The following is a 26,117-nucleotide window of genomic DNA, read 5'->3' as shown; positions in this document are numbered from 1 at the left end:
TCAGGTGTATTTTATATAAGGTTGGATTAAGAATTTCAAAGTAAAGGGAACCGGCTTTACATCAGCGTATGCAACCGCTTCCCTGTTAGCATAAAGAGTTCCACCAAAGATTAATATGGCAGCTACCAACGAAGGATCAAGTTTCCCATCAGCATCCACAAATTCGGTGAATGGTTGATTGATTTCTTTTTCTATTCGGCTTTCACTTGCATCTAGTAATAGTTGCAAATAAGCTTCATCCCCGGTTTCTAAATAATCTATTTCAAGATGCTTTTGAAATTGCCCTAAGTTGGTGTATGCCGCCATATCAATATTTATGTAGTTGGTGTTTCTTTCGATAAAATACCAAATGCTTCCGTACGAAGTGTAAGCATATCGAAGTCAGTATTAAATACAAAATACACAAGGTTTCTTTTTGCACCTGTGTATGGATCAACGATCATACGCATTTGCCCGAATTGTCCTAGCATCTGATAGCTAAATATACCAAAACCAAGTGCATCATTTCCAATATGTTCCGTAATAAAAACGGGATAACCATTCATTAAACCATTTTCAATCAACATTAAACCTGATCCGGCATCTTTTGGGGTAGACTTCAAAGCGGCGTATGTTTTCCCCGAACAAACATAAGCCCCGGTACCATCAATAATCGCCCCGGTTGATATAACACCACCTTCCAAAGCAACCACATCTCTCCATGCAATATCCGTAGAATAGGTTAGTTTTGTTGTTGGATTTACAAAACAACCTTCCGATGCTTTGACCGTTATTTTTGTTCTTGAAAACATCCAACGGTTCAATAAACGTGTAACAGATAGTGACATTTGAGTTTTCACAATAGCGAGTATAACGTTATTGCTCTGATCAATGGCACGGTTTGATACAGGGATAGAAATAGCCACACGGCGTGGTGTTGGGTTAATTTTTGAAATGTCTATGGTAGTATCTGAGATTTCTACGTTCTCATCTTCCAATGTCGCTTCAACACCAGCCACTACCGGAAATTGCCACGCCCCGGTCATTCCATATTGCATTTTTAAACCAACCTTATTTAATATCAAACCTTGTTCCAAAGGTTCAATAATATCACCTATTGTTAAGGGGATAACGGGTTGAACTGATTCCGTATCTTGAATATCTCTATTCATAGGGATTGCCAAGCCTAGAACACCTTTATCTTCCACAATCAATGATCTGCATTCTTCCGGAACTTCACGATTAGTCATTAATCCCGACACTATTTGTGTAAATGCACGTTCGTTGGAAATTTCTTGAACAGGAAGTGTTCCTTGTTCGTCTTGTAATAGCCTTAGTTGAAGAAGGTCTTTTTCAACACTTATGGCGTCACGTTCATCGGCTTCTTCTTTAGACAATTTTCTTTCTTCTTTTGCTAAAGTATCCGCTAATTCCCCAATGCGATCATTGATTTCCATCATACGTGCACGCATTCTTTTTTTATCCGCTTTCTTTAATTTCATATCAAAAATTATTATTAATTAAACTTCTTAATTCTGCAATATCTTCTTTGTAACTCTCATCTTTCGGGGGTTCATCAAAAAACACATCAAGACTACGCACATTAACCTCTGTTCCAAAATAAGCGGGATCAGTTACTATTGATATATCAAATATTCGGTGTAATCGCTTCACCTTTCTGAGTAATACCCCATCTTCCTTTTTTCGGTAACTTACATTTTCCTTTTCATTGGCTTTGTATGCGAAGGATGAGCCAAAAAGGTCTTTTCGCCTAATCATTTCAACCGCATTATCGCCCTCTGTAGTCTTAGGGGCTTCAAAGCTATACTTAAGCCCATAATCATCAATGGTAAGTTTTAAAGTACCAACACCATTGAAGCTACGAGCCAATAACCTTGATGAATCATGTTCCGCTAGTGCTTTTATATCCCAAGTTTTCAAATCATCTTCTGTTACGGCACCTCTTTTGATTATTTCGGTAAAATATCGCCGCTTTTGAGGATCGAACATTAACCGACTCTCTTTTTCAAATACAATTGCATAGCCTTCAATGGTGCGTTCATCTACTATTGTAGGCATTGCCCTTTCTTCACAAAATGATCTTATTTCCATACAGCTTTTTATTATTATTGTTTTATTCGTTTTTTGGGGGTAAATTTTTATCCTCACCTCTTATTTTTGTTGAATTGATTGGGGCAACATTGCAAGAAATAAATAATTCATCACCACCTTCTTTTGGTAACTGTCCTTTCTTTTCTCTCCAATAATTAGGTGTATAAACCCCATTTTGCACGGTTTTTTCAATATAATTTGCTTGTTGTTCAAGGCTGGTTAACAGCAATGATTCAATATCAAATTCTATTTTCATCTTAGGTATCAAACTTTTGGGAATAAGTTTTGATCTGTATTCGGTTTCTATCTTCACTAACCTAGATTGTAGTGTATCTGAAAGATAAGATTCATTACTAACCGCCGAAGCTTTATAGTTTTGGCTTTGTCCGGCAAAAACTTTGTCCGGGTGGACTCCAAAGAAGCGGCATACATCCAGAATACCAAACTTTCTTGTTTCCAATAGTTGTAAATCAGTATATGGAATGGATAATTGACTAAACTTGGCAGCACCGGGTACTCGGAATATTCCTTTGCCGCTATTAACCTCATTGGTTATTCTCTTTTCAACATCTTCTAGTTGACTATCTTGCATTTCACCAAAACCTTTAACTCCGGCATCCCGATCCCCGGAAATAAAACCTTTTAATGTTTTACCCGGCTTGAAAGAATCCAGTGTTCTTTCATCTGCATTGGCTGAAATACCCAATACCCTAGCGGCATATTGAATTGTACTTACACCCGTATAACCACCATCTAATGAAATATTTCTTAAATGGATTATTTCGTCTGAATCATACTCATCTATTACTCCATTAATCATATCGTTAACATAATAACTATTCATTATTACATTATACGTTGTTGTGTTGGGGCTAAGAAGTATCAATTCATTCAATTCTCCAGACAAAGTATATACAGGAAGAATATAGGCATTTCCATACAAAACCATTTGGATAATAGCATTTTGCATCATATCAAAAGCATTTTGCCTTTGATTTGCCTTTACCGTTAACAAGTAATTAAGAGTGTTATTTTCTGCAATCTGAAAAACCCCTTCTTTTTTCACCTTCAATTGTAAAGGAAGGGAAGCAATGCTTCCCGAAAGAATATCAACACACCTGTAAACGGCTGAAATTTTCATTGCTAAGTTTGGACTTGTAACGTTAATTTCTCTGGAATCACCACCATTAACCCATTCGGTAACTAGATTATCCGCAGAATTTACAGTTTCGAAATATCCCTTGGGTGACGTGGGTTCGGGTGGGCTTACTGTGTTCCTTTCCCATATTTTATACCATTTTTTCATCGTACATAATTGTTAAATAGGTGAAAATTCATTGTATTTGTTATTGTGCAATCTATTTTATCATTTTCTGCTTTTTTGATAGGCTTTCGATTGCCAAGCCTATCTTCATCTATCATTGCATTTCCGAAGCAATACCAGATTATGGGGTTATTATTAAAAATTATACTACTTGTTTTAATAGCATATTCAATGCTTTCCACAGGAGATGTAAAAGAACCGTAAGTCTGACTTACGGGTTCGATATTTTCTTTTCCACCCAGTGCTATTACTGTATTTACAAAAGTTGCAGCTTTATATGGATCATAGCCAATTTTTAATATTCTTAAATGGCTTCCTCGCTTCATTATATCATTTGCTATTAACTTGTAATCTATCACATTGCCTTTTATAACCTTAAGGTGACCTTCTTTTACCCATTTTTTATATAATTCCTTGTTAGGATGATTTTCAATGGTGACTTCTGGTAAATAGAATTCATTATGAGAAAAAAAGGATCGACTATCTTCGTTATGTATAGTATATGTTACTGTGCTAAAATCATCAAATACCGATAAGTCCACAGATACCATGCATGGGTACTTTTTATCTATGGAATCAATAGTTATATTTCTGGCTAATGCTGATATCTCATCTTGGCTAAACCATTGTTTTGCTGTGTTTTGAACAAAAATATTAAGTAATTTGGTTCTAAAAGTCAACATATCATCACTAGTTAGTTGGGCTTTCTTCCATTCTTCTTCATAATAATCGCTTTGAACGGTTATACCAAAGTGTGGTTGTACCTTTTTCCATGTTGCCGGATCATCTTCGGCATCATCAACATCGGGTTCAAATATGTGTGCAAAAACGGCATCATTATCTAATTCACCCCTTAGTATTGTTTTGTAAGCTGTAAGTAATTCAACACATGGAGAATTCAGTTTTTCGGATGCTGTAGTAATTATTATAGTCAATGGATTTTCACGTGTTCCCATCGAAGATGTAAGTACATTCTTTAATTCGGCACTATCAGCTTGGGAATATTCATCTACTAATACTAAACTAGCCATCAATCCATCCAATGTATCCGCAGCCGATGCCAAACATTCAGCAAAAGAAGGTTGCCCCCTCCTTAAATTGTGAACTACCTCTCTATTTATTTTGAAATGCCTTAATTTTCGATCATGGGCTTTTAAGATTTCTTTTATAATTTTGAAGCATATTTGAGCTTGTTTGTAACTATTAGCAGCTACATACGCTTGTGCATTTCTATCACCGAAAAGAAGATCATAAATAGCAATTGCGGCAACGAATGTTGTTTTAGAAAACTTCCGAGGAACAAAAAGCAATACATCTCTTGTTACTCGTTTTCCATTTTCTTTGTAAAAAGCAAAAATATTTGCAATCTGGAATGTTTGCACCGGGGTTAGTTTATATCTTGTCAACCCCTTTGCTCCGGTAAATTTTAGCTTCTCATAAAAAACTACAAACTTTTTTACCTCGACTGATCTAAATTCATATTTATCGAGAAATTGAAAAAAACGTTTTATAGATAATTGTTCGTATATATTGTGTGCTTCGGGGTTATTGATAACAGAAAAGACATAAGTATTTAAACGTTCATCCGTATCTTTCAACCGATAGGATAAAACATCAATATCCTTCAATTCCCCAGATACTTTTAGTTTTAAATCTCTTAGTTCTTGTTTATCTATATTCATTTTACATTGTTCACCTCATCTATCAAATCGGTTAAATCATCTATTCCCATACCTTCGGCAGTGGCAATAGTCAATCTTAATTCCCTAAGTTGCTTTCTTACATTTTCACCTTGATCTCTAAGTGTTTTTATTGCAGGATGTTCTACTCTTTTTATGTTTTCTTCCCTTGTTTTTTCTTCAATGAATGAACTCGCTAAGGCTTCAACATCTCTACGTGCTAAATAGTAAGCATATAGATTTCCGGCAGTTATTTCGATGAGTGTATCAATTCCTTCGTTATAACTTCCTTGATTTTCTAATGTCTTTTTTAACCGTTTTTCTATTGAATTTATGCTTGTTATTTTCTTTGCCATTCATATTGATGCTTTATGCTATGGCATTTTGCTGTATTTTTGGGGGTAAAAATTTCTTCCCCCCGGAGATATATTTTTTTCGTGAATAAAAAAGGGGGAAGGAGTGGGTTTCAGTGATGGATGGGGGTATTCAAAAAACGACCGCCCCGGCTTTGCTTTTTTAACATTCAAAAAGCGATGTTTTAACATTTAATGTTTGGATATTTGAAAAGGTGATTCATCGCAAACCACCTTGATTTTCAAGCAATTTTAACATATTATCGGTACGGATATATCCGGCGTTGTAATTGAAGCATGGCATCTTGGGCTATGATTCCGATTACACACATAAGATCATTATAGGTAACTTGATTACGATCTAATATAATACCAAGTCCATCATTGCACTTGATGCTTAGTATAGCTCTAAGCACCTTGGATATTGGCAAACCTTGACGTTCTAACTGCAATACTTCTTGGGTTTGCAGCACTCCTTTAGCCCGGCATTGTTCTATGGCAATCTTCACTTGGTTATGGTCTGATCCAAGGTATGCACTAATATCTTCAATAAGTTTTTCAGCAATCATAATATATTATTTAGTTTATAAATACTTATCAATAAATCTTTTGGTTCGCTTTTCGTTTGCCTTCTTCACATTTACTTTTGAATGGGAAAACATTTCTTGATGAATCTTCACATGGCATTCATGGCTTACCGACATTAAGTTCTTGAAGGCAAACATCAAGGTTTCCATTTGTTCTATGTTATTAACTGATTCAACCGGAACAATATGATGCACTTCTGTAGCTGGTGTGATCTTCTCATTGGCTGTGCATTCGTCACACTCACATAGTGGTTGGGCTTGTAGCTTCTTAAGCCGTAATTGTCGCCAACGGGTGGTGTTTATTAGTTTGATATAGTTTGCATCTTTACTCATTTGCTTCCCTCCTTCTCTTTTTTTAGTTCGGTTACCATTCTACTCTTGTCATTGTTACTCCCATAGGGTCTGTGAATTTTGAGACTCTATACCCTAGTTCGAAAAGTCGCTGAAGGGTGTCGGGATTCATATTGTCATAAAAAACACTACTAGCTCCTCTTTCTTCTTGTTTCTTTATTTGATCTAAAACCTCGGTCAATGATACTCCGTATTGTTCTGTTATTTTTCTTGCTTCACTTGCTTTCATATTCTCTTTATTTAAAATGATTTATTAACTCGGTTACAGTGGCTTTGCGTAAATTATGATTCTCTATATACCACCTATTAAAATCGCTGCTATCACATATAATCCATTTCTCACTATCGGTGTATACCTGCATATAGTCGCTATCATCTCTCAAAGCTGCAATAGCTAGAAAGAGAGCTTCGTTTTCGGAGCAGTCGATACTTCTCTCTTTTATTATTAAATTATAGCTAGGATAATCGACGTTAGTTTCGTGGATAAATTCATCATTCACAAACAGTACTTGATTACCATATGAATGCTGATATCTCATACTATACCCTAACCCCTCTAGCTTATCCCTTAATTCGGGAGTGTTCTTTCTTATAAAACATGGTGTTGTAAACATAATTATTTAGTTTAATTTAGATTTCCCCTTTGCCCCAATCATAAAATGAAATACTGTTGGAGCAAATCGCTTTAATGGAATATTAAATAATTCACTAAGATTCCATACAATAGAAGCCAAGAATGATAAAGGCGTTTTAAAATTCCATATTTTCATATTAGTCCTTTTTCTTCCAACAAATTGCGAAGTTCTTTTTTCAATTTTTCTTTTGGAACTTCTATCCATGACCAGTGCATTGATCTGTTTAATATAGTTGTGCCAAAAGCACGAAGAAAAACCTTTCCGTCCTCAATTTTTACGAGGACTCCATTATATTCAATAGTTGTACTTATTGTTTTCATATCTTCTATTTATTAATTTGGTATAGGCATCCATTCGATGTAATTTTCTGCTAGTACATGAATATGTGAATGGCTCTGAATCTCTTGTGTATTATATTTTTTCTTAGCTTTATTTCGTACAGTTACTATTTGACCTATTTTAGGTAAATCGTCTGTAGCGAAACTTCTCCATCTAAAGAGAGATAGGGCTATTTGGAATCCAGATGAGAAATCAGCCTTTAAAGCAGGAATATCATGTAAGTCTTTTGGGCAAATCCTGTTTATCTGATCAATGTACTTTTCGACTTCCCTCTCAATGAGGGCTTTTATTTCTTCGTTCATAATTCTATTTGTTTTTATATCATTATACAATGTCCCAAAAGGTATCATATATGAGTGATGAAAAATCACTATCTAGTGGTTTACTATGATTACTGATCGATTTTTCAGATTCTCTTAATATCCATGCTATCTCTTCCTCTCTTGTGAGGTTGTCAGGTCGATTTTTTGCTTCTTCTCTTCACCATCCCGTACATTGAAATAACGATTCTTTTGTTTTATGGGTAACTGTTCCAGATTTGACGGTTAAGATGTTTCCTAATAGAGTTTTAATTATATCTCCTTCGTATATCTATTTTCCATTCTTATCGATTAGTCCTGTGAACTGACCTACTGTTTCGGATATTACGTCAAAAAAATCGAATATGAGTTCATACATATTTCCTCGAATTGGAGCAAATTCTGACTCTTTGCGTAATTTCAAGATAAGAGAGCCTCCACTATTTTGGAATAGAGCACCGAATACCCATCCATTAGTCGGCTGCTTTCCTTTTCCTCTAAACTTTATTTCTCTCATAGCTATTTTTTTTAATAAGCCTTCCCATGTTTATAGGGTCGGCTTTGGTTGATACTCTACTTTGTTTTTAAGACTCAGTGTGTGATATTCGGTATTTTCGACAGCTCCCCATTCTGAACAACCGAAGGATGAACACAGACCATTGAGAGTCCAATACATTTGCCTACGGGTCTTAGAATAGCCATTCGAGAAACATACTAAAACATCACTAGGATGATATAACTTTCCTTTGATCTTGATATATCCACTTTGAGTAAATATGCGATTCCAGAATAGTTTTTGTTCTCTGTATTCTTCCTTCTTGATTAACGCCTCTATCATATCATACCATTTAGAAGTGAGATTCAAATGAAGGATAGGCATATCTGCAAAATCTTTAGAGAGGGTGTTTAGATTGGGTCTATTCATGAAATGAAAAGTTTAGTTTGTATAAGCTCTGCTTTATTCTCTAATCTTATAATACCATGACATTCCTCTGCAAAATATTTCTCTTGATCTAAATAGATATCCTCGTCTATCTCTGTCGCATAGAAATCAAATCCAAGTTTATAGGCTGCACTTCTATTAGTTCCTGAGCCTAAATGAGTATCTAGTATTATCCATCCTTCCTTAGCGAATGTATTATATATCCACCCGTATAGAACCTCAGGTTTTTGTGTTACATGTCGCTTAATATATTTTCTAGCAAGCCTATCATTATTTGCTACTTTATTACCTATCAGAGCGCGACTGCAGCTAAACACTTTAGTACTAATATTAAATGAGGTATATGCTAGTTCAGCCATCGCGAATGACACACCCTCTGGCTGTTTCTTGTCCCAAATTATCCAGCATTTCGATGGGGGTAGATAGTTTGAGAAATAATTCCCTCCCCAGATAATTTGATTTTTCGAAACTCGAAATAGCTCTTTAAAGTATTCTTCCGAAGGGGGCTTACTATCCCAATCTTTTGACTTGTATTTTGTAAGTTTGCCTTGTCCCTTTTTTTGTCCTATGCTGCCTCTCCTTTTTGCGATTCCAATCCCATATTCAGGATCGACGATAGCTAAGTCAAAATAATTATCAGGCTTTGTTTTCATAAACGCTATACAATCCATATTAAAAACTTCGCTGATTGGTTCTTTCATATTCCTAGTGCTTTGTTTACAGTTTCTTTTGCTTTCTTGATTAATACCTCCAAATCTTCTATATCTATATTGCAATCATGATAATATGAAGCTCCACGTGCAGACTCTATTACAAATTCGCTATCTTTTATTATATCTATCAAAAGCTCTAGCAATTCGGGTGCTGTAGCTATGAGTTGAGCGTTGGCTAATGGTTCATCGGCACATCTATCTCTACCTCCAGTATAAGCACAAGCAACATAATGAGATTGACCACATCCGATCTGAACACCTATTCCCCCATGCTGACCTATATGCCACTCTCCTTGCGTTCCTTTAAATTGTTTCTTTTCCATGTTCTTTGTTTTATTTTAAATCATCCGGAGTTTTAATTTTTCTTTGATCTGGCTTTTGATATACTGTCATTCCTTCGGAGCTTCGCCAATCGGAATTTGTTTCAAACATATCTTTTATCTCATCTGCCATTTTTAAGCCTTGTTCGTTTATTATCACTTTACGTGTCCGTTTAGACACATATTCACCAAAAGGGATTAGAAGTTGAATTTCGAGCTTCTTCGAGTTTTTATTATTCTTCACTATCCTTTTTATCCTGCGATACTCACGAGGTGAAATAAACATTTCTTCGATAGCATGTGGAACGGGATTATTATTATCATCATTGGCAGGATCAGCGACACGAAGAAAACAATCCACCAAGTATTTCAATAGCTGGTATGTGCTACTAAAACCATATTCTTTGCATATCAACCCCAAACGGTTAATATCTTTTAGAGAAACATAAGTATCTATCTTTTGCTTCTTATATGTTGGTGATTTGGGTTGATTTTTCATGTCCTCTTATTTTAAATGATCTATATAAAACATTGGGTTATCATACCCTAAACGATAATCGTGGAATACATACACACCCTGCATAATTGCTAACTTTCCACCATTCGCTCTTACCTTATCGGTGAATTCTGAATCAAAACGAAGGCTATTGTCTGAAAATCTATATTTTTCCCATGTTTTCTTTTGGAAGATCATCAAGAACCCGGCGATGTTTAAATCTGTTTCTCTAACCATTGTATAATGATCCTGTGCGATCTTTGCATTTCTTTTGTGGGTCATTATATCAGTTTCATAAAACAAATCCGGAACGCCAAACCTTTGATGATGGGATGCTATTCTGTTTGTAAGGCATCCAAATACTTGGTAATCGTTTCCATGTCTAATAATCGTATCATGTATTTGCTTTTTGGTATCTGGGAGAAGAAATAATACATCTGAATCTGTGATACAAATCCAATCCTCCGAGTTTGGCACTATCTCGCAATGCTGGTTGTGCGATCTGCCAATATTTTTTTCTGAATCGAAGGGGGCAAAGTAGTATATTCTAATCTCCTTACTTTTATCATTATTATTGAGGGATTCCTTTTGTTTTTGAATTTCCAAAGCAGATCTTAAGGATACACCACACCAATCTAAATTTGCACCTTGCATTATTCCACGGTGAACCCAATTATCTTCATTCCATAGTGTTGTCCATCCTTTGCTAAAGAGATAATCTCTTTTTTCTTTTTCTGTCATGTCTTCCATATCCGTAACTATTTATGTTTAAACCAACTTACATTATTTGCTTTATCATCTTTGAAAACTGTATTTACTTGTGTACCATGTACCAACCGATCGGAGAAATGGGTACGTGCTATGTAGTTGAATAATCCCATATCATATATTCCACAATCTGGGCGATTTTCGTTAAAATGGCTATCACTAACAGATTGAAAATAGAATGCTAGGAACTTATTGATAAAAGAGATTACGACATCAACACTACCACCCAAAAGACCAGCATTAAGCAATACTTTATTTGCATTCTTATTGATAAACTTTTGTATCAAAGTATGTTGGTGATATTCAAATAGCCATTTACATCCGGTTCTTTCAGCTTCATCGCCAACATATATAACCCCATCTTGCATAGTGTCAAATGGATTATTCAACATTTGTACATCCGTACCATCCACAATAAATACTTGATTAATATTTTCTTTGTTGGCAAGAAGATATTGGTAGTAATTAACCCAACGTTGGAAATAAATATTGTTTAGCGATGTTTCAACATTAATATATTGAGTAGTACCTTCAATTTCATTGTCAAAGCAGTCTGTTATTACAACTAATTTTTGCCCCTTCATGGAATCAATAAGAGGATAAAGCAATTTTTTATTTGCTTGCATGGGCTGTTCACTCTCTCTTTGGTAATCTCTAAGTTTTGTAAAGAAGCAAGTAAGGATAATATTTTTCTTTTCTCTGAATTCTACATATTCAGTTATATCTTTTCTTGAATCGTAAATCTTACTATTTGCCTCTATACATGCTTTCCTGTCATTTCCTTGTACTGTAGAATTAGCATTTCCGGTGTGTTCATCTATAGAGCAAATGAGTTTGCCACTATCCGGCACATCCATGTATCGGAACGAAGTAAGTCCGGCATTGTAGATTCTATTGGATAGATCGGGGTGTTCAAATCCCCATTTCCCAAATAAGGGTGACATTCCACCACACACATCTAAGCAAATGCGTTTATAGTAACACATGCAGCCCCTAGCGTGGGAATAAGCTTTGATATTACTATTTGAATATAGAAGAAGTGTGTCATTCAACATGGGTTTATTATGACCTTTGAATTCTTCAAATATGTAGTTCAAATGTGGTTCTTGGCTTTCAATGTATGGTTTATGCCAATCTGCAACTACAGGATGGCAATCATCATCAAATAAGAAGAAGTGTTCACACCCGGCATTGTATAATAATTCAAAACATTTATTCTTTGCTTTTGCTATCCCTACATTCTGATTGAATCTATAAGTAGCTTCTGAAACGGGTTTTTCACTAGCATCATCAACTATAACTATTTTTGTATTTGCTGGGGCAAAATATTGTATTTGTACTAATGTTGAGGCGAACACTTCGTAACGGTTATGAGTAGTAATACCAATACCGATTATGGGTTGATTTGTATTTGTCAAATCTTCGGCTTTAATGGTTAGCTCACTAAATAGTGACCCTAGCTCTTTTATTCTTTCAACAAGTTCTTTACTCATGGTTTTGTGCTGTTATAATTTCAAACTCAAAATATTCTTTTCCTTTTTTCACTATTTCGGTTTCCACAATGGCTTTTCGAATAAGTTTGTCATTGAATCCGTATTTCTTACTCAAAATATCTTGGGTGGGTTTTACCGGATTATCCCAATCAGAAAGCGAGTTACTAAAACCGAACTTAAAATGAATCTCGTATGGTGGTAATGGTATTTCAATTTTCGGAAGAAGCCAAAGCAATGTGTTTTGATAGGTTAGATACTTTTCAGTTTTATATCTTCTTCCCTGCCATGCTTCATTTACGGATAAGGGTTTTATCTCAATTCGTATCATCTTCTTTTCCCCCTTCTATATTTAGGCACATTGTAATAAAATGGCTCGTTGATTGAAGCCCTTTTAAATTCTGGTAATGGAATTTCCTTTAATGATGAAAGTGCTTTATTAAGATTTTCAGTATCAATAGTAGCTTTATTGAATTGTTGGGTAGCTTGAATTATTGCTAGTTCAATTTGTTCCAACGAAATACCGGGCAATGATGCTTGAATAGCTGCTATAGCTTTTGCCGTTGAATATCTGTCTTCATTTCCAACTATTATTATTTTTGATTTGCTTAAATCTGTCATAGCCTTGTTATTTTACTTTTTCGTAAACCTTTCTACCCAAATAAGCATCATAAGCGGCACTATGTAGTTTTGATTCGTCTACCTCAATATCTAAATACTTGGCAACGGGGGCAAGGCTGAAACTTTCCATGAACGGGCGTTCATCAATCAAATGTTGAGTAGCCAATGTTTTTACGTCAATAGGGTTAGACCAGAAAAAAGAATCAAATGTTCCAAGCGAACTATTACGATCGAAAAATGCTTTCAAAAACTTAACATCAAATTCGGGGGCACGCCAACCAACTAAATAAAACTTGTCGTTATTATTGGAATAAGACTTATAATCCAACAATAGATTAGTTAGCATATAGAGAACTTGAAATTCTTGATTGTACTTCCTAAAATCCAAGACATTCGTGTGTGACACGTTTAATGCTTCGTTATCAATTTTGCAACCTTTAAATGGATTGATACGATAATCAAACTTTGCGACTACTTCACCATCTATTACTATTTCCCCGGCTAATTGATGCATACCATGCAGGTAGGGATCAATCCCGGTTGTTTCTGTATCAAAGAATATTAGTTTTGTTCTATGCTGACGATATTTAAGTTTTGCTAAGAGAGATATAGCTTTAATACTAGCTTCATTTGTACATCTTTCACAAATTCCATTCTTAGCACTTGTTTTTGAAAAGCAACCCTTGTTTCTGCATTTCTTTGTAAATCGTTCCATCTTCTTATCCTTTTATTTCTATTCCGTAAATCTTAGCTATCTGATATTCTGCATTGCAGCCTTTGGAGTGAACCCAACCCGGTGACATGTAAATCACATCACATTCAAGTAAGGCTTCTATGTCTTTACCCATGTAGTGTGAGTAGGGTTTGTTTTGTTCGGGGCATATATCAAACGGGGTAATCACTTCATACTTCTTACTCCATATGTTTCTATAAAATTCCGCTTGCTTCTTTACCTCATCTATCGGAAGCCCTGTAATGGGTAAACTGATATATAATTTCTTCTTTGCCATATTCTATTTATTTTTTATTCTTCGTTTTTTGACTTCCCTCTTAAAGTCCTTCGGACTTCCTATTCGGGAAGTATAAGACAAGTAACCAAGTAATATATAGGCACTATATAGTTGCCGCTTTGGATATACTTTTGTATCCATTTATACCCATTTGCATTCTCACCACACTCTAACATATTGATATATAATAAATTACCTACATTTTACTATTTGTTGATTTCATCATGTTTTAGAATAGTATGATTTACTTGTAATAATTGCCTAAATTCCTTTTCTTCTTCGCTCTGTATAAAAGTGATATACTTCTTCACCTCATCCCATTCCTTAGTGACAAACTCTCGAATGTTTCTATGTTCCCAATCGGTTAACGATCCGGTGTTGTGTCTGTCTTTAGCTTGCTTTAGCACCTCATGCTTGCCCTTATTCATTATTTCTAAGCAAAGCATTTGTTTAGCCCTTCCCGTGCCTTTGGGGGTGATGATGTCCTGTTGAAATTGAATAGTTCGCCAATCCCGGAAGAAAGCTTCTACCATTTTGTGTAAATTATCCGGGGAAAAGAAGTCAATAATCGAACAGTTGCTTAAACGTCTGTTTACCGTTTCTATCCTCAGTATATTGCCTTCCGGCATCACCTTTCTTTTCTTATCCATAGATTCAAAAACTTTATCGTACACCTTGAAATATTTGCGGATATTGGTATGAAATTCAGTAACCTTCATTCTTTCGTTTTTAAACTTTGGGTTGTTCCATAATACTTTTTCATTGCCCATAGCTCCGATGCTTTTAATCTTATCTAAGAAGGTGCGGCAATCCTTCGATAGATTGAGGTTTAAACCAATTTCATAGCTGTAAATACGTGCATCTTCTGATCCTATCCCTTTGTCATATAATAAGCTATCAATAGTCGCTTTAGCTTGTGACATAGAGAACATGTTATAATTGTTTCTATCGTTCCCTGATATTTCATTGTGATACTTGTGAAGGCTACCTTCTGCTTTCAACCTTCTGTTTGTTTCAATCTTTACATATATCCCCTTTTGCTGCTTTAGGTTCTTGGTATCTATGTTATCATAGAAAACAGCACCATCCCTTGAATTTGTTTGTAAACCATTACGCCAAACGATGTAATCAATCTTGTCATCTGTCAATGGTGGGGTTACTATTGTGATTAAATCAAACATCTATATTTTCCCTTCTGCTATTAATCTTTCAATCTCGGAACGTAGCACATATGCTTTTCCCTTTATCTTTTTTTGCTCGAATACCTTATGATCTAAATAGCGTATATATGTACTTTTTCCAATGTTTAGCAGTTTTTGGACTTCTTTTGGACTTAATGTTTCCTTTTGCTTCTCTGAAACTAAATAAGATACTTTTTCATCCAACTTTAAAATTTGGCTTTTAAGTTCGTTCCACTCCTTTGCTGGTATTGTTATTTCTGTCATGATCTTTTGTTATGGTAATTGGTCCAACTCTTTTTCCTTCTTTTTCCTCTCTAGCTCTTTTTTTTCGAATTCCATTTTCTTCACCTCATCCAATACAAAAGAGCCTTTACCGAGAAACAGAGCTTTACAATATTGAGGTTCTTCTTTTTCGGAATGCTTTCTTTTATAGCCGAATGAAACACAATACCCAAGTTCCTTACAATGCCACATGAATCTAAATTGCATATCTTCACCAGCATTATGTTTGCAATACTCGCATTTGGGTATTATTGCCATAATCTGTTTAGCTTAGATGGTGATTATTTTTTTAGCTTCGCCACTATATGGGAATACATCCATGATTTTGGTTTCTGCTAATGCTTCAACTTCATAGTCTGCCAAAGTTCCTTCCATGCCTTTATTAATTACTTTCTTAGCCTCATCAATATCACATGCTTGTGCTAACATTAAAACAGAAGTTTTCCTTTCCTTACCTGCTTTTACATCAATAGTTATGAAGTTTACTTTTGCTTTGAAATAGCGATCCCCATTTTCATTGAAGAATATTTCGGATAGTTTTGCCCTCTTAATTGCTGTGATTGTAAAATCACCCGATATAAAGGGTTTTAATTCTTCGATTGTCCGGGCTTCTGCTTCCGTAAAGGATAGAGCATCTACCAAATAAGGTTCTGTTACTTTCTTTGATGTTCCACTCTCCATTGTTTTATCGTACGAAACTTTACTTTCAAAATAATTATGCATAATGTGATTTTTTAATATGAATAAAATGTAACCTTTAAACCACGTCTCAACTTTCGTTCGAACTTATCAAGTCCTTTGGAAAAAGCTTTTTCTATCATGGTATTTACTTGATCGTTATCATCTACAATTTTTATTAAGCCATCCATCCCTACCAAAGAGTCAATCATTTTTCCATCATTGATTCCATATACTTTGATTTTGAATTGTTGGTTAACTTCTTTAGTGCTGTAGTTGATGCCTTCGTAGTATATACCTTGATAATCTGCCATGATTCTTATTTTAAGGAGTTTTTCGATTTACGGACGTTTTGCTCTATCCACGTGTCTTTGTGTAGGAATAAAATAATGATGCTTAAATAGCCTTTTAAATAGCTTAATCTTTTAATAGCCGCGGTTCTTTGCTCGTAGCTGTTTTTGCAAGTCTTTAAAGTCAAGTGCTAGGGCATAACTCAACCGGAATACATGGTGATCTTTTTCGCCAAGTTTCACCTCCGGTACTATCAAGCCATCATTTATGTAGTTCATTATAGTCCTAGGGTTTACACAATGCATATTGGCTATTTCATTAGTGCCAACAAGCACATTATCAAATCGACTAAGGAAGGCTTGCAACTTTGCGTTTCCTATTTCTTCATTTACAAGCATCTGCAAATCTTTGTATGATGCCATGATTAATGTATTTGATTGACTTATACCCATGATCTATATTTTTATGCTGTGTAATCGTTTCTTCTAGCAACTATTGTCCTGCCAGCTCTTGTTTCTGCATTTCTGTTTTCTCGCATTTGAAGATGATCGAAAGGAATGTAAAGGAGGAAGATCAACAATAGACATGATGCCATTACTCTTTTTTTTACCTCATCCATATCAGCACCAACCAGATTGCACCAAAAATGTGCTGTAACCTCTTTGTCCTTTTGTAAGTCAAGTTTTATTTTAATATTCTTCATATGGCTTTTTGCTGTTTCGTAGGCTATTCCCATTTTTTCGGCAATTTCCTTGATTTGAAAACCAAGACCATTGAGATTATAAAACTTATTCTCAGTAAGGGTTAAGGGTATTATTGTTTTATCCATTGGTATGTTGCTTTATTCTATTTTCTCTTTTCTGTTTTCTTTCATCCAGAACTACAATATGTTGTGATAATACTTCGAACTCTGAATCTGTCAAATCATCAATTGTTTCTCTTTTCATTGCATTATCATAAGTAGTTTCTGAAACGGAGGCTTTTTGATAAGCCTTTTTCTTGTCGCCGTGCTTTGATTCTTTTTGAATCCTTTCTTTCCAAATATGAAGAAGATCGTTTGCCATAATTTTGTATGTATGATGTTTTATATATTGCTTACATGTGGTATCCAAAATCGTAATCTGAGGCTAAACCGCTATTAATCTCATGCAACAATCTTGCTTCTAGGCATATTCTAGCATGCCTCATATTAAGTGCCTCAACCATCTTAATACGGTTCGGGTTTTCTATATTTATAAATACATATGTTGTCATTTTCTTGTAGGTATTAAGATTGTTTCTTCATCTAGTTTATATGAAGTATAGTGGCTTACTTCACTTGTAGGAGGATAGGACTTTTCGACTTTTTTGTATCGGTAATTATCGTACATTACCAATGCGAAAAATAAAGCTAGACCGAATCCGGATAATAGAGAATAGGGTTTTATCTTCTTCTCAATTGTGTTATTTATCGTTTTACCTTTCATAACTGTATGATTTAATTAAATAGAGAAATCAACTTTTTATAATAATGTCTTAATGAAAGCCATGTTCCTAAGAATTCTATATCTCTCAAATCTTTAGAGATACGCAGTTCAGATTTAATTACTCGATCTATGCCGCTTAACTCATTAAGCATTGCTTCTTTGGTGAATCTCTTGTTAAACTGAGGATTAGCGATGTATTTATTAAAAACTTCAATCGCCTTCTTTCTGTGATCTTCTGCTTTCATATCCTTATTATTTTTTAGCGTCTCCCCCTTTTTGGGGATTTTATTTGCTATATTTGTTAGTTTACTTTGCATTTGCTTTCCCTTTTATGGGTGAAGCACGATGCAAATATAACGTTATATATTCCGATACATCAACTATTATTCGGTATATATTTATGTTATTAGGTTTATTTAACAGTATATAACGTTTTATATAATGAGAAACTTCGACTTAAAGAGATTTAGAAAGGATAATAATCTAAAACAGAGTGATCTTCAAGAAATGTTGGGGGTGGCTCAGAGCTTTATATCTAAAGTTGAAAATGGGAAAGAAGCTTTTCCTCCACTTCATTATAAAACTCTTAAAGAAAAGTATGGTGAGGATATTGTGAAGAAGTATAAAATTGAAGATAGAAAGTTCAACAATCGGTTGGATATTATTGGTGATGGAAATATTGCCAATGCTGGAAATATCGGGGGTGATGCAATTTTCTCAATAAAGAAAGAAGGCAATGATAGTTTTGTCCTCTCATTTGAAGATGAAGATTTCGTAATACCGGAAGGTCTTCCTAGTAGTGTACATCAAAAAATAATACAAATTATTGCTCGCACAAATAGAATACAGGAGGAAAACGAGCAATTAAAAAAAGACAAGACGATTTTACAAGAATTCATAACTATGTTACAAAGCAAAAACAAAAACTAATTGACATCATATAGCATTCATTTATCTATACTTAAATAGATTGCTATGTCAGAAATCAATATCAAAGGGGATAGAAATATCTTTAACACCGGAACAATACAAGGTGATTATATAATTGACAATACAATTATTCACCGTTACGAAATTACGATATCAGACTTATTAAAAACATTTACCATGAGTAATGAAGATAAAGAACAAAGCTTGGTTAATATGACAGATGCCCAAAAGAAATTGGCAGAAGCAATAGATAAATTTTCACAAGCTGAATTGGTAAGAGCAGAATCCGGGAAGATTAGGGATGAAACTGATAAGTTGAGAGCAGAAGCAGACAAAAACAATTCTATTGCTAACCTCAACTACTCTAAAATCATGTTAGAAGATCGAGAGATAATAAAAATAATGCTGGATAAATTGAACTAAAAATTAAAAATACAAATAACATAAACTATGAAGAAATTAATATTTCCGATAATCGCAATGTGCTTGATGTTTTCATGTACTCCGAAGGTCTATATGAATAGCTATTCGGTTGATTTATCCAAACACTATGCAAGTGGAATGTTTATTACTGAAAGTAATTCAGTTGCATTTGATTATGAACCGATAGGACTTGTCGGAATTGAGGGTGGTGGTAAAGAATATAAAGAATCGAAGGTTGTAAAGCTAACACTAGATGATGTTTTCAATCAATTTGTAGATAACTGCAAGAAACTTGGAGCTAATGCAGTTATAAATATCAAAATCGAACAGATACACAATACCGGAGGAAACACTTATTACATATCTGGTATGGCAGTAAAGAAAAAATGATTTAATAGAAGTACCTGCCAAACGTTCCGCAATTTGTTCCGCAAAAGAAAAAACCCTTTGAAAATCTAGTGATAATCAAAGGGTTCTAAAAACAATCTGTACCCAGACCCGGGATCGAACCGGGATGGAAGTGAATCCACTGGTGTTTGAGACCAGCGCGTCTACCAATTCCGCCATCTGGGCATTTTTTGTGAGTGCAAAGATAGATATATTTTCGAGATTACCATACATCTGCTCTTTTTTTTGAAAAAAGAAGTATTTTTTTTTCTATGCATAAAATATATTACATTTGTTTACGTCTTAATAATGTTAGACGAACATATAAATATAAATTCATACCATATTTTAAACCATGGACAATAAAAACAGTTATTGTGTAATTATGAGTGGCGGAATTGGCAGCCGTTTTTGGCCTTTCAGCCGAGAAGCTCGTCCTAAACAATTTCTTGATTTCTTCGGTACAGGTCGTTCTCTCTTACAGATGACAGTAGATCGATTCAAAAAGATTCTGCCTCTTGAAAATATATTTATTGTGACTAATGAGAGTTATGCAGAACTTACAATGCAAGAAGTTCCTGAATTATCTCCCAGCCAAATACTTTTAGAGCCTCTGAGAAGAAACACTGCCCCTTGTGTTGCTTATGCTAGTTATCACATAAATTCGATAAACCCTAATGCCAATATAGTAGTAGCACCTTCTGATCACCTTATACTTAAAGAGGATGAGTTTGCTGCTGTAATAAACAAAGCACTGAGTTTTGTAGATAACCATGAAATTCTTTTGACTTTGGGTATTAAACCCAATAGACCAGAGACAGGATATGGATACATCCAAATTGACGAAGCAACTGTTGGAGATATCAACAAAGTAAAAGTTTTTACAGAAAAGCCAAATCTTGATTTAGCTAAAATTTTCTACGAAAGTGGGGAGTTTCTTTGGAATTCGGGACTATTTATATGGAATGTAAAAACAATAATAAAAGCCTTCAATGATAATCTACCTGAAGTAGCTACTATTTTCAACCAAGGAAAAGAAATATACAGAACCGATAAAGAACATGCTTTTATAAAAGAACAGTACTCTTATTGTCCTAGTATCTCTATTGATTATGGAGTTATGGAAAAAGCCAATAATGTATGTGTGATAATGGCAGATTTTGGATGGTCAGATCTTGGAACATGGGGTTCACTACACGACATCTCTGACAAAGACAAAGATGCAAATGTGTCACTTAAATGCGAAACTCTATTTTATGACAGTTCAGAAAACATAGTTGCTTTACCTGATGGAAAATTAGCTGTAATTCAAGGACTAAACAATTATATTGTGGCTGAGGTAGACGATATTCTTTTAATTTGTCAGAAAGAAGAAGAGCAACGTATCAAACAATTTGTAGCCGACACCAAGTTAAAATATGGTGATAGTTATATTTAATATATTAAAAGACTTATCGATATATAAAAAGTGGCATTATCTGTCACTTTTTTTCTTTAATTTTGTCGACAATGAATAAGATATCCATCATAACAGTAAACAGGAATAATGCTGAGGGTCTAGAAAACACGATCAAAAGCGTTATCGAACAAACTTATAGCAACTATGAGTTTATTATTATTGATGGAGATTCAACAGACAATAGTATAGAAGTTATTAAGCGTTATTCTTCCAAGGTATCTTTTTGGGTTAGCGAAAAAGATACCGGCATCTTTAATGCAATGAATAAAGGAATCGCACGCGCCACGGGAGACTATTGCTATTTTCTTAATTCGGCTGACAGATTTGCGTCTAAGAATGTTTTAACTAAGATTTTCAATAACCAAAGATATAAAGCTCCGTTTATTAATGGTCACCAAATTAATGACTTTGGAAGCTATACACAAAAGGTTCCCTGCCTAAACAGAAAACTAACTTTATTTGATTTCTATTGGGGAACTATAAAGCATCAAGCAACTTTCATCCGCAGAGACTTATTCGTAACCTATGGTCTTTATGACGAAAGCTTAAAAATAACTTCTGACTGGAAGTTTTTCCTTCAAACAATCGGATTACATAATGAGCAGCCTCTATTTATAGATGTAGATATTGTTCTTTTCGAATGGAATGGTCTAAGCACCAATCCTCAATTAACTGCAGCGCATGCAGAAGAAAGAACACATGTTCTCAACGAATGTATTCCAACATCAATACAGAGTGATTATGAACACTTTCACGAAATGAGCGATTATCAATACATCGTTAGAGTGATGAAAAAAAGCCGCATATTTAGATTCCTTGTAAAAGGGCTAGTGAAAGTATTCAAATAAAAAAACAACTAAAGCTATAAGTATCAAAGTATCTGCTTTAGATATCTAAGCAACGACACAATATAATACTTACACTCTCTACCCTTAAGATTTTAACTGAGTACTATCTATAATACACTTTTCTTCGATAGAGATACCAAACAAAGCAAAATCATACTTCACAGGATCATTAGCATCAAACAATCTTAGATTATCAGTCAACTCTATTGCAGCAGCCCAATCGGGCTTATCACGAGACAATATCCCTATTTTTTTAGCAGTACGCTCCACATGTAAATCTAAAGGGCATATCAAATCTTTTGGTTGAATTGTTTTCCACAAACCAAAATCAACACCTTGCTCATCGTTCCTCACCATCCAACGCAAATACATATTTAATCGTTTACATGCCGATTTTCGGGTAGGATTAGGAATATGTTTACGAGTACGGGAAGGTGCATCCGGTGCATTAAAAAAATACTCTTGAAAATGATTCAAACCCTGTTCTACAGTCATACCCTCATTCGGAAAGAATGCACTTTCCAAAGTAGCATATTTAGAATAATGTCTCTTGAAAAAATCGATACAATACAATAGGTCTGTATCATTAAACGTGCGATGCTTAAAGCCGAGTAATTGCTTTAAATCGTTGTCCTTATGTTGTGTTATAAACTCATAAGGAGCATTATCCATTCGTTGAGATAATTCTTTACATTTTTTTATGATAGTTGGACGTTGTCCCCACGCAAAAATAGCAGCAAAAAATCCCATAATTTCTATATCTTCGCATTTACAATAAGCATGCGGAATACAAATAGGATCATTTTCTATGAATTGTGGACGATTATATAGTAAGACCTTCTGATCTAAAAAATCTTTTAGGTATTCGAAATTAATTACAGCCATTATTATAGATTAATATATTTCTTCGTATCTTTAGTAAACAAGTAATGTATATGATACGTTATTAATAAATATGAACTAAAATTAATTATAAAAAAACAAAAGACATGAAAAACAAGGTTGAAATTCTCTTTCGGTCTACTATGATTGCATTATTTGCTGTCATATTAGTGTCGTGTAGTAGCAAATTAACACCCCTCTCTCCTTCACTTTTCAGTGTAACACCTAGCCCATTAGAAGTTCAAGGCTCTAAAATCCCTGCAACAGTTAATGGCAAATTCCCTGAAAAATGGTTCAATAAAAATGCAGAAATAACTATTACACCTGTATTGAAATGGGGTATTTCGGAACAGTTAGGAACAGCCGTTACTTATCAAGGCGAAAATATAGCGGGAAATGGTATTGTTGTCCTTCAAAAACAAGGTGCGCCTTTCACAATCAAATCTGAGTTCGACTATGACCCAGAGATGGCTAATCCTGCACTCTATCTACGATTTACAACTCTTGTAAAAAACAAACCTGTAACTCTTCCTGATGTAAAAATTTCAGAGGGACTTATTACTACGGCTGCATTAGCAAATGCTTTAACAAACACTCCAGCAGATGCTCCTGATGATTTCCAAAAATTGATAAAAGACGCTTATGATGCGAATATTCTTTTCCTTATTCAACAAGCAGAACTTAGATCAAGCGAATTGAACTCTAATAATCTTGCAGCTTGGAAGAGCTTAGTAAAAAGTGCAGATAACAACCCAAGACAAAATGTAAATGTAGAGGTTCTTGCTTATGCATCTCCTGACGGTGGTTATGAGTTAAACTCAAAATTAGCAGCACAACGTGAAAAAAACACGACTGGTTATTTGAATAAAGAATTCAAAAAAGACAACGTAAACACAAATGTATATGCTAATTATACAGCTCAGGACTGGGAAGGTTTCAAGAAACTGGTAGAGGCTTCAAGCTTACAAGACAAAGACTTAGTATTGCGTGTACTTTCTATGTATACTGACCCTGCGGACAGAGAGCGTGAGATTAAAAATATATCTGTAATCTACAAAGATCTTGCAGAAACTATCTTGCCTCAATTGAGACGTTCACGTTTAGTTGCTAATGTTGAAACAGTAGGAAGAACTGACAATGAGTTGATACAAGCATTCAACACAAATCCATCTTCTCTTACTGCAAACGAATTGCTATATACTGCAACATTACAAGGTACACCTCAAGAAAGAATATATACTGTGGTTACTCAAAGATTCCCTGCTGATTATAGAGGATGGAATAATTTAGGAGCTTTCTATTTTGCAAACGGTCAAATAGATGCTGCTCAAAAAGCATTCTTGAAAGCTCAACAAATAAATAACAAAGCTCCTGAGCCAAACATGAATCTAGGTTTATTAGCTATGGCAGACGGAGATATTGCTAAAGCTGAGCAACTAATTGCTAATGGATCGCAAGCAAACACTTCTAACGAAGCTCTAGGCTTGTTGTACCTAAAAAAAGGTGATTACAACAAAGCCATTCAAGCTTTTGGTGATACAAAATCGAACAATGCTGCTTTAGCTCAAATATTGACTAAAAACTATAATCAGGCAGAACAAACTTTAAATAGCATCAGCAACAAAGATGGTATGACTCATTATCTTGAAGCAATAGTAGCTGCACGTACAAACGATGCAACGGGTGTTGCTCACCATCTTGGAGCGGCTTTTGAAGCTGATCCTAATTTGAAACAAAATGCGATATATGATTTAGAGTTTGCTAAGTTTGCAAACAATACAACTGTATCTTTCCTTTTTAAATAATATAGAACAACCATTCTATACTATTATTAAGTAAGACTATAAAATAAATAAGGCTACCCAAGGGTAGCCTTATTTATTTTTGCAATCATTATTAGCATATCACATCGTGATTTCTCTTCCTTGATAGAAGTCTAATATCTTACTTCTGAATACAAAATCGTATTTAGCTTGTATCTGTTCCGATTTACTGCTTATCAATCTGGTTTGAGCCTCATTATATTCAAACACACTTGTTTTACCTATCTGATAACGTTCTTCGGCATATTTGAATGACTCTGCGGCTGCCTCATACGCTTTCTCTGTAGATATAAACTTAGCTTGCGATGCCGTAGCATTCTGATAGGCTTGTTGTATTTCCTTAAAGAGTGCCAATTTCACATTCTCCAGTATCAACTCTTGATTTTCGATACTTAAACGAGCCTGACGTACCTTATTGCGAGTTTGAAATCTATCAAAAATAGGAATACTTAAGTTTAAGCCCATTGCTATACGATAGTTATCTCTCAACTGATGAGCTATTCCTGCATTAGGAAATGCCTCATCTGCTCCGTAAACATGACTAAAACTATTATCATACGAAGCTCCAAAGCTAAGCGTTGGCCAATAACCTGCTTGAGCAACTTTGAGTGCTTTCTTTGTGCTTTCCACATTAAATTCAGCCTCTTTTACATGAGGTCTCGTTTGTACTGCTTGATCATATACAACATCAGGCTTTACCAAACCTGCAAGTACATCCTCCACCATCAAAGTTTCGGTCAATTTAGGAGCTTCAATATCAAACCCATCAAAAGTGGGTAGATTAAGTGCTTGAGATAAATCCAACAAACTAAGTTGAAGTTCATTTTCTGATGTAGTTACATTCAGCTCGTCTTTAGCAAGTTGTGCTTTTATATCATACAATTGAGATTCGGCAACCTTACCTGTCTCTACAAGAATAGAAGTCCTATCAACTTGCTTTTGAGTTAAAGATACCTGCTCTTTATACACTCTCAGTATTTCTTTTTTAAATAGAACCTCTAGAAAATAGGAGGTGACTTGTAACTCCATATTTTCTTTAGCCTTATTCAATCCTGCCATAGCAGCAAGCAAACTCAACTCATCCGCTTTTATCTGATTTTGTATCTGAAATCCGGTAAAAATCGGAACGTTAGTAGCAACTGAAAAGCTTGTAAGTGAAGCCGTTTTTGCTTCAAAAACACCAGTAGATGCATTAGGTGAGCGCCCGAAGTTAAAGCTTTGACCCGCCCCTCCCGTTAAATCAGGGAGACGTTGATTCTTGCTTGTATTTACGTCTACCTCAGCACCTTTTACCTTCAAGTCTTGCTGTTTTATTTCTATATTGTTTTTTATTGCATAATCAATACATTGCCTCAAATCCCAAGCCGATTGGCTTTGCATACTAAAGCTCAATAATAAACAACCTACAGCTATAATATATTTTTTCATAGAGTTATATCGTATTTTAT

At 34.8% G+C, this 26,117-nt stretch carries 41 protein-coding genes and 1 tRNA gene; 6 read left to right on the top strand and 36 right to left on the bottom strand.

Going from position 1 to position 26,117, the window contains the following annotated elements:
- From IR022_RS17400 to IR022_RS17240, 33 genes are all read right to left on the bottom strand, one after another.
- A complete protein-coding gene (locus IR022_RS17400) occupies positions 1–306 on the bottom strand; it encodes a head-tail connector protein (protein ID WP_194204689.1) in 306 nt (101 codons plus the stop codon).
- 8 nt (positions 307–314) lie between these two features.
- Entirely contained in the window at positions 315–1,481 is a 1,167-nt protein-coding gene (locus IR022_RS17395) for a phage major capsid protein (RefSeq protein WP_194204688.1), read from the bottom strand.
- Between the two features lies 1 nt (position 1,482).
- On the bottom strand, positions 1,483–2,091 hold the full coding sequence (locus IR022_RS17390) for an HK97 family phage prohead protease (protein WP_194204687.1): 609 nt from the start codon (positions 2,089–2,091) through the stop codon (positions 1,483–1,485).
- A 22-nt stretch (positions 2,092–2,113) separates the two neighbouring features.
- Positions 2,114–3,397, bottom strand: coding sequence for a phage portal protein (locus tag IR022_RS17385; RefSeq protein ID WP_194204686.1), 1,284 nt, complete (start codon positions 3,395–3,397; stop codon positions 2,114–2,116).
- Complete coding sequence (locus IR022_RS17380) at positions 3,394–5,097, bottom strand: terminase large subunit (RefSeq protein WP_194204685.1); 1,704 nt, start codon at positions 5,095–5,097, stop codon at positions 3,394–3,396. Before IR022_RS17380 ends, IR022_RS17385 begins: the two co-directional genes overlap by 4 nt.
- Positions 5,094–5,450 (bottom strand): P27 family phage terminase small subunit, encoded by a 357-nt coding sequence (locus IR022_RS17375; protein WP_194204684.1) that lies wholly within the window; start codon positions 5,448–5,450, stop codon positions 5,094–5,096. Before IR022_RS17375 ends, IR022_RS17380 begins: the two co-directional genes overlap by 4 nt.
- A gap of 257 nt (positions 5,451–5,707) precedes the next feature.
- Entirely contained in the window at positions 5,708–6,016 is a 309-nt protein-coding gene (locus tag IR022_RS17370) for a hypothetical protein (protein WP_194204683.1), read from the bottom strand.
- Positions 6,017–6,031: 15 nt separating this feature from the next.
- Entirely contained in the window at positions 6,032–6,367 is a 336-nt protein-coding gene (locus tag IR022_RS17365; protein ID WP_194204682.1) for an HNH endonuclease signature motif containing protein, read from the bottom strand.
- A gap of 31 nt (positions 6,368–6,398) precedes the next feature.
- A complete protein-coding gene (locus tag IR022_RS17360) occupies positions 6,399–6,614 on the bottom strand; it encodes a hypothetical protein (protein WP_194204681.1) in 216 nt (71 codons plus the stop codon).
- Between the two features lie 7 nt (positions 6,615–6,621).
- Positions 6,622–6,999, bottom strand: a complete 378-nt coding sequence (locus tag IR022_RS17355; protein ID WP_199330328.1) for a hypothetical protein — start codon at positions 6,997–6,999, stop codon at positions 6,622–6,624.
- Positions 7,000–7,151: 152 nt separating this feature from the next.
- Positions 7,152–7,340 carry a hypothetical protein gene (locus IR022_RS17350; protein ID WP_194204680.1) on the bottom strand — a complete coding sequence of 63 codons (189 nt, stop codon included), beginning with the start codon at positions 7,338–7,340 and terminating at the stop codon, positions 7,152–7,154.
- A gap of 12 nt (positions 7,341–7,352) precedes the next feature.
- A complete protein-coding gene (locus tag IR022_RS17345) occupies positions 7,353–7,661 on the bottom strand; it encodes a hypothetical protein (RefSeq protein ID WP_194204679.1) in 309 nt (102 codons plus the stop codon).
- 289 nt (positions 7,662–7,950) lie between these two features.
- Positions 7,951–8,175 carry a hypothetical protein gene (locus IR022_RS17340; protein ID WP_194204678.1) on the bottom strand — a complete coding sequence of 75 codons (225 nt, stop codon included), beginning with the start codon at positions 8,173–8,175 and terminating at the stop codon, positions 7,951–7,953.
- 30 nt (positions 8,176–8,205) lie between these two features.
- Positions 8,206–8,583 carry a hypothetical protein gene (locus tag IR022_RS17335; protein ID WP_194204677.1) on the bottom strand — a complete coding sequence of 126 codons (378 nt, stop codon included), beginning with the start codon at positions 8,581–8,583 and terminating at the stop codon, positions 8,206–8,208.
- Positions 8,580–9,302, bottom strand: a complete 723-nt coding sequence (locus IR022_RS17330) for a DNA methyltransferase (protein WP_194204676.1) — start codon at positions 9,300–9,302, stop codon at positions 8,580–8,582. Before IR022_RS17330 ends, IR022_RS17335 begins: the two co-directional genes overlap by 4 nt.
- Positions 9,299–9,637 carry a hypothetical protein gene (locus tag IR022_RS17325; protein ID WP_194204675.1) on the bottom strand — a complete coding sequence of 113 codons (339 nt, stop codon included), beginning with the start codon at positions 9,635–9,637 and terminating at the stop codon, positions 9,299–9,301. Before IR022_RS17325 ends, IR022_RS17330 begins: the two co-directional genes overlap by 4 nt.
- A 10-nt stretch (positions 9,638–9,647) precedes the next feature.
- On the bottom strand, positions 9,648–10,133 hold the full coding sequence (locus IR022_RS17320; protein WP_194204674.1) for a hypothetical protein: 486 nt from the start codon (positions 10,131–10,133) through the stop codon (positions 9,648–9,650).
- Between the two features lie 6 nt (positions 10,134–10,139).
- Positions 10,140–10,880 (bottom strand): hypothetical protein, encoded by a 741-nt coding sequence (locus tag IR022_RS17315; RefSeq protein ID WP_194204673.1) that lies wholly within the window; start codon positions 10,878–10,880, stop codon positions 10,140–10,142.
- A gap of 8 nt (positions 10,881–10,888) precedes the next feature.
- Positions 10,889–12,391, bottom strand: a complete 1,503-nt coding sequence (locus IR022_RS17310; protein WP_194204672.1) for a glycosyltransferase family 2 protein — start codon at positions 12,389–12,391, stop codon at positions 10,889–10,891.
- A complete protein-coding gene (locus tag IR022_RS17305; protein WP_194204671.1) occupies positions 12,384–12,719 on the bottom strand; it encodes a hypothetical protein in 336 nt (111 codons plus the stop codon). The genes IR022_RS17310 and IR022_RS17305 overlap by 8 nt, the downstream gene beginning before the upstream one ends.
- Positions 12,716–13,009: a hypothetical protein gene (locus IR022_RS17300; RefSeq protein ID WP_194204670.1), complete on the bottom strand. Its 294-nt coding sequence runs from the start codon at positions 13,007–13,009 to the stop codon at positions 12,716–12,718. The genes IR022_RS17305 and IR022_RS17300 overlap by 4 nt, the downstream gene beginning before the upstream one ends.
- Before the next feature lie 7 nt (positions 13,010–13,016).
- Complete coding sequence (locus IR022_RS17295) at positions 13,017–13,724, bottom strand: 3'-5' exonuclease (protein WP_194204669.1); 708 nt, start codon at positions 13,722–13,724, stop codon at positions 13,017–13,019.
- A gap of 4 nt (positions 13,725–13,728) precedes the next feature.
- Positions 13,729–14,019 carry a DUF4406 domain-containing protein gene (locus tag IR022_RS17290; protein ID WP_194204668.1) on the bottom strand — a complete coding sequence of 97 codons (291 nt, stop codon included), beginning with the start codon at positions 14,017–14,019 and terminating at the stop codon, positions 13,729–13,731.
- Between the two features lie 206 nt (positions 14,020–14,225).
- Positions 14,226–15,200: a hypothetical protein gene (locus IR022_RS17285; RefSeq protein ID WP_194204667.1), complete on the bottom strand. Its 975-nt coding sequence runs from the start codon at positions 15,198–15,200 to the stop codon at positions 14,226–14,228.
- On the bottom strand, positions 15,201–15,464 hold the full coding sequence (locus IR022_RS17280) for a helix-turn-helix domain-containing protein (protein ID WP_194204666.1): 264 nt from the start codon (positions 15,462–15,464) through the stop codon (positions 15,201–15,203).
- Positions 15,465–15,473: 9 nt separating this feature from the next.
- Entirely contained in the window at positions 15,474–15,740 is a 267-nt protein-coding gene (locus IR022_RS17275) for a hypothetical protein (protein ID WP_194204665.1), read from the bottom strand.
- Positions 15,741–15,752: 12 nt separating this feature from the next.
- The gene (locus tag IR022_RS17270; protein WP_194204664.1) at positions 15,753–16,205 is read right to left on the bottom strand and encodes a DUF4494 domain-containing protein; all 453 of its coding nucleotides are present in this window, start codon (positions 16,203–16,205) and stop codon (positions 15,753–15,755) included.
- 11 nt (positions 16,206–16,216) lie between these two features.
- Entirely contained in the window at positions 16,217–16,474 is a 258-nt protein-coding gene (locus IR022_RS17265; protein WP_194204663.1) for a hypothetical protein, read from the bottom strand.
- 111 nt (positions 16,475–16,585) lie between these two features.
- Positions 16,586–16,873 carry a hypothetical protein gene (locus IR022_RS17260; protein ID WP_194204662.1) on the bottom strand — a complete coding sequence of 96 codons (288 nt, stop codon included), beginning with the start codon at positions 16,871–16,873 and terminating at the stop codon, positions 16,586–16,588.
- Positions 16,874–16,914: 41 nt separating this feature from the next.
- A complete protein-coding gene (locus tag IR022_RS17255) occupies positions 16,915–17,280 on the bottom strand; it encodes a helix-turn-helix transcriptional regulator (protein WP_194204661.1) in 366 nt (121 codons plus the stop codon).
- Positions 17,273–17,515 carry a hypothetical protein gene (locus tag IR022_RS17250; RefSeq protein WP_194204660.1) on the bottom strand — a complete coding sequence of 81 codons (243 nt, stop codon included), beginning with the start codon at positions 17,513–17,515 and terminating at the stop codon, positions 17,273–17,275. Before IR022_RS17250 ends, IR022_RS17255 begins: the two co-directional genes overlap by 8 nt.
- A gap of 186 nt (positions 17,516–17,701) precedes the next feature.
- Positions 17,702–17,917, bottom strand: coding sequence for a hypothetical protein (locus IR022_RS17245; protein ID WP_194204659.1), 216 nt, complete (start codon positions 17,915–17,917; stop codon positions 17,702–17,704).
- Between the two features lie 11 nt (positions 17,918–17,928).
- Positions 17,929–18,234 carry a hypothetical protein gene (locus IR022_RS17240; protein WP_194204658.1) on the bottom strand — a complete coding sequence of 102 codons (306 nt, stop codon included), beginning with the start codon at positions 18,232–18,234 and terminating at the stop codon, positions 17,929–17,931.
- Between the two features lie 124 nt (positions 18,235–18,358).
- Here IR022_RS17240 and IR022_RS17235 point away from each other — a divergent pair, with 124 nt between their 5' ends.
- Genes IR022_RS17235 through IR022_RS17225 form a run of 3 tightly spaced genes read left to right on the top strand, consistent with a single transcriptional unit; the run spans position 18,359 to position 19,660 of the window.
- Entirely contained in the window at positions 18,359–18,847 is a 489-nt protein-coding gene (locus tag IR022_RS17235; RefSeq protein ID WP_194204657.1) for a helix-turn-helix domain-containing protein, read from the top strand.
- A gap of 45 nt (positions 18,848–18,892) precedes the next feature.
- A complete protein-coding gene (locus IR022_RS17230) occupies positions 18,893–19,270 on the top strand; it encodes a hypothetical protein (protein WP_194204656.1) in 378 nt (125 codons plus the stop codon).
- A 27-nt stretch (positions 19,271–19,297) separates the two neighbouring features.
- Entirely contained in the window at positions 19,298–19,660 is a 363-nt protein-coding gene (locus IR022_RS17225) for a hypothetical protein (RefSeq protein ID WP_194204655.1), read from the top strand.
- A gap of 99 nt (positions 19,661–19,759) precedes the next feature.
- Here the strand turns inward: IR022_RS17225 and IR022_RS17220 are convergent.
- Positions 19,760–19,843: transfer RNA gene (locus tag IR022_RS17220), tRNA-Leu, on the bottom strand.
- 169 nt (positions 19,844–20,012) lie between these two features.
- Here IR022_RS17220 and IR022_RS17215 point away from each other — a divergent pair.
- Together IR022_RS17215 and IR022_RS17210 are read left to right on the top strand one after the other, a co-directional pair.
- On the top strand, positions 20,013–21,095 hold the full coding sequence (locus tag IR022_RS17215) for a mannose-1-phosphate guanylyltransferase (RefSeq protein ID WP_194204654.1): 1,083 nt from the start codon (positions 20,013–20,015) through the stop codon (positions 21,093–21,095).
- Between the two features lie 71 nt (positions 21,096–21,166).
- Complete coding sequence (locus tag IR022_RS17210) at positions 21,167–21,964, top strand: glycosyltransferase family 2 protein (protein WP_194204653.1); 798 nt, start codon at positions 21,167–21,169, stop codon at positions 21,962–21,964.
- A gap of 84 nt (positions 21,965–22,048) precedes the next feature.
- Here IR022_RS17210 and IR022_RS17205 read toward each other — a convergent pair whose 3' ends face one another.
- Entirely contained in the window at positions 22,049–22,849 is an 801-nt protein-coding gene (locus IR022_RS17205) for a TIGR02757 family protein (protein WP_194204652.1), read from the bottom strand.
- A 104-nt stretch (positions 22,850–22,953) separates the two neighbouring features.
- Here IR022_RS17205 and IR022_RS17200 point away from each other — a divergent pair, with 104 nt between their 5' ends.
- Positions 22,954–24,651 carry a tetratricopeptide repeat protein gene (locus tag IR022_RS17200; protein ID WP_194204651.1) on the top strand — a complete coding sequence of 566 codons (1,698 nt, stop codon included), beginning with the start codon at positions 22,954–22,956 and terminating at the stop codon, positions 24,649–24,651.
- A 99-nt stretch (positions 24,652–24,750) separates the two neighbouring features.
- Here the strand turns inward: IR022_RS17200 and IR022_RS17195 are convergent, their stop codons facing one another.
- Positions 24,751–26,097, bottom strand: coding sequence for a TolC family protein (locus IR022_RS17195; protein WP_050711005.1), 1,347 nt, complete (start codon positions 26,095–26,097; stop codon positions 24,751–24,753).
- Between the last annotated feature and the right edge of the window lie 20 nt (positions 26,098–26,117).

This window comes from Dysgonomonas sp. GY617 (assembly GCF_015233815.1).
GTDB lineage: Bacteria > Bacteroidota > Bacteroidia > Bacteroidales > Dysgonomonadaceae > Dysgonomonas_A.
This window is presented reverse-complemented; position numbering and strand designations above follow the sequence as displayed.